Annotated in this window: 2 protein-coding genes and 1 pseudogene; all 3 read left to right on the top strand. The window is 41.8% G+C overall.

The annotated features are described in order from the left end of the window. Window positions 1–156: 156 nt before the first annotated feature. The gene (locus QT974_RS32445; protein ID WP_333472475.1) at window positions 157–2,964 is read left to right on the top strand and encodes a CHAT domain-containing protein; all 2,808 of its coding nucleotides are present in this window, start codon (window positions 157–159) and stop codon (window positions 2,962–2,964) included. A 108-nt stretch (window positions 2,965–3,072) separates the two neighbouring features. Then, window positions 3,073–3,405, top strand: coding sequence for a hypothetical protein (locus QT974_RS32440; protein WP_333472474.1), 333 nt, complete (start codon window positions 3,073–3,075; stop codon window positions 3,403–3,405). A gap of 1 nt (window position 3,406) precedes the next feature. Continuing rightward, window positions 3,407–3,708, top strand: a pseudogene (locus QT974_RS32435) (hypothetical protein); the annotation flags it as partial.

The following is a 3,708-nucleotide window of genomic DNA, read 5'->3' as shown; positions in this document are numbered from 1 at the left end:
GGTTGTCAGCAATGAACGAAGAACGCCGCCAAGCTTATCTCAATCTGATTGAATCGCTACTGAATTGCCCCAACGGGGAAGTAAACCAAATTTTGCAAGCAAACTCTGAGTTAGTTGACGCGGGGTTGGTGCAGGTAATGCTAGAGGAGGCATAAAATGAACTCAAAAAAGGCAATTAAAAAGCGAATAGATATATTTTTAATGAATTTTTACCGTCCCCTAGCGAAATGGTTTAAAATTCCATCTGCCGATCAGCAAGTTATATTTTTGCTCCAAGTATTGTGGGTAACGGCAGATAGCGACGGCGATCCTAATGTAATTTATCGCCTGCTACGTAATAATCTTGACTTAGTTGATGATAACCTGGCTGTGGTGTTGCGAAATTGGACGATGGAAACTCTGGCAAACTTAGATAGCCTAGACGAAAACTATGCTATATTACTATATATTTTCAAATTTAGTAATGTAATCGAGAAATTTCCTTTAGGTAGCAGGGCTAGTAATTTAGAAATTGCCATTGCAGGTTATGAAAGTGCTCTGATTGTTGTTACCCGTCAAAAAGATGCTGAAGCTTGGGCGGAGACTCAACATAACTTGGGGTTTACTTACAGCAAAAGAATTAGGGGCAAAAGAGCGGATAATTTAGAAATGGCAATCTCCGCTTATCGGGAAGCTTTAGAAATTTACACCCGCGAACTATTTCCTGGAGATTGGGCAATGGCTCAAAACAATTTGGGGATTGTTTACTCCGACAGAATTAGGGGAGAAAGAGCGGATAATTTAGAAATGGCAATCTCCGCTTATCGGGAAGCTTTAGAAGTTTACATCCCGGAGGAATTTCCTGAAGATTGGGCAACGATTCAACATAATTTGGCAAATGCCTATAACCAAAGAATCAGAGGCGAAAAAGCGTATAATCTAGAAATGGCGATCGCTACTTATCGAGAAGCTTTATCAGTTTACACCCGTGAGACATTTCCTGAAGATTGGGCAAGGATTCAAAGTGATTTGGCGATTGCTTATAGCGACAGAATTATAGGCGAAAAAGTGGATAATCTAGAAATGGCTATTTCCGTTTATCGGGAAGCTTTGAAAGTTCGCACCCGTGAGGAATTTCCTGAAGATTGGGCAAGAACTCAAAATAATTTGGCAAATGCCTATAACCAAAGAATCAGAGGCGAAAAAGCGGATAATCTAGAAATAGCTATCACTGCTTATCGGGAAGTTTTAGAAATTTACACCCGCGAGGAATTTCCTGAAGATTGGGCAATGACTCAAAGTAATTTGGCGATTGCTTACACAAGTAGGGAAGAAAAAACCCATAATTTAGAACTGGCGATTGCCACTTTTCATAAAGCTTGGGAAGTTTACACCCGCGAGGCATTTCCTATAGATAATGCTCGAACTTTACATATTCTCGGATGTGCCTATCGGTACAATTCCCAACTCCCAGCAGCTTACAATACCTTTAACTACGCCATCGAGACAGTCGAATCAATGCGGCGTGAAATCATTATCGGCGGCGAAGCAGACCGACAAAAGTTAGCCGAAGAATGGAATAAGCTTTATCAGGATATGGTAGAAGTTTGCCTACAAATGGAAAATAAAACCGCCGCTCTAGAATACATCGAACGCAGCAAAACCAGAAACCTAGTAGAATTGTTTCACAATGCCCGCGGCCTCCCGCAAAATCTACAACGGATTACTTTTCAAGAAATTCGCAGTCTGTTAAGTAAAAATGAGGCAATTTTAGAATGGTATATTAGCCAAGAAAGCTTTAAAGTTTTTACTATTACCCGCGATTCCACCCAACCCGATTTCTGGAACTCTTCCTCTGAAGACTTGCAAGCATTAGAGGAGTTTCAGCAAGAGTATATCGACGACATCAAAGATGAGCAAAAATATGACAACTGGACAAATCAGCTAGAAACCCGCCTGGAAAAATTAGCTCAAATCTTGCACATCGATGAAATAATTTCTCGTATTCCAGAACATTGCCAACAATTAATATTAGTTCCCTTCCGATATTTGCACTTGTTACCGCTTCACGCATTAACCAGCCGAAGACTAAGGAAGAATGCAGAAGAAACTGGAAGTCTCCTCGATCTTTTCCCAGGCGGTGTGAGATATACTCCCAGTTGTCAGCTATTACAATTATCTCAGCGGGTAAATCCGACTGGGGAAGAGTCATCACCCACAAAATTGTTTGCCATTCAAAACCCGACAGCAGATTTAGACTTCACCGATATCGAAGTTGAAGCAATTGCCAAATCCTTTAATCCCGCCGAAGTATTGATTCGGGAAAAGGCAACTAAAGCAGCATTGCAGCAACAGCTTGAATCGTTGCAAAATGCCGACATCGCTCACTTTTCCTGTCACGGTTTTTTTAACTTTAACAATCCCCGGAAATCAGCTTTAATCTTAGCTGGGGCGAAAAGTACCACCGATAACCTTGACTCCGAAAACAAAAGTTATATTCGTTCCCCCCAAGACGAATTATTGGACATTCAAAAATGTCTGACCCTGGAAGAAATCTTTGATTTGCCGCTGAGTAAGTGCAGTTTAGTTACGCTTTCCGCCTGCGAAACTGGGTTAACGGATATTGGAGATACCACTGATGAGTATATCGGATTGCCTAGCGGTTTTTTATATGCCGGAACCACGAATGTGATTAGCACTTTGTGGGCTGTCAATGATGTATCTACCGCAATTTTGATGATTAAATTTTATGAGATTTTATTGTCGGAAACTCGCCCGCCTGTCGCTGTTGCTTTGCGGGAATCTCAATTATGGCTGCGGAGTTTAACTGTCAAAGATTTGCTAGAATGGGTGGAAGCATCGATGTTGCTGAGTCGCGAACATAAACAGAAAATTCAAGACAGATACAGTCGCGGTTACAAACAGGATTATCAACCTTATGAGTCTCCCGTATACTGGGCGGCTTTCTGTGCAGTTGGGCAATAAGCGTTGGTATCAGAAACCGGGTTTCTGCGGAGATTTTCTGTTCCAATTGAGATTTATCATAGAAACCCGGTTTCTTTGACCTTAGTATAATCAACGGAGGAATTAGCAATGACAGATGAACAATTTATTTCTGGTTTCCTAGCAGTCTTTGAAACTCAACCCGAAGTATTTGAACAAGCCGGGGCGGTTGACGATTTAGCAAATCTCAGCAATACGATATCGCAGATGGCAAATAAATCGAACAACGAAGTAGCTGATGCCCTTGGCGATTGGTGTGCAAATTATCCTAAAATAACAGATGAAATTAATAATTTTAACAGAAAACTAATACCAGAAGCCACCAAAAAAGAAGCACAAGACCCAAAACTATCAAACCGCTATCCACAGTTACCCGAAAACCTCAAAAAACGCCTCCCCAATTCACAGTCACCGCGCCAATAACATGAGCGAGAAAATTTCTGCCCCCAACGTCTACTTATACGCTTTCCAACTGCACAATGACAGTCAAGGCAGCAATAATCCCCTGTGGAAACACTGCGACAACATCCTCGCCAACTTCACCGATCAAAAGCTAACACCCAATCTAGTTTTCCCGCCAAATTCCCACAGCTACCGCGAGGATTTACTGCCAAATGTGTACCTGGAATTCAACAACAACCCGCCCATAGAAGGTTTTGCCCAACCGCTGCAAATTCAAGACAGCTATGCTTTCTGCTTAAATATAGGTTGCCCGGAAGACGGCAC

This window comes from Microcoleus sp. BM001215392, assembly GCF_036700185.1.
Taxonomy (GTDB): Bacteria; Cyanobacteriota; Cyanobacteriia; order Cyanobacteriales; family Microcoleaceae; genus Microcoleus.
Note: the sequence above shows the minus strand (reverse complement) of the source record. Positions and strands in the feature narration are given on the sequence as shown.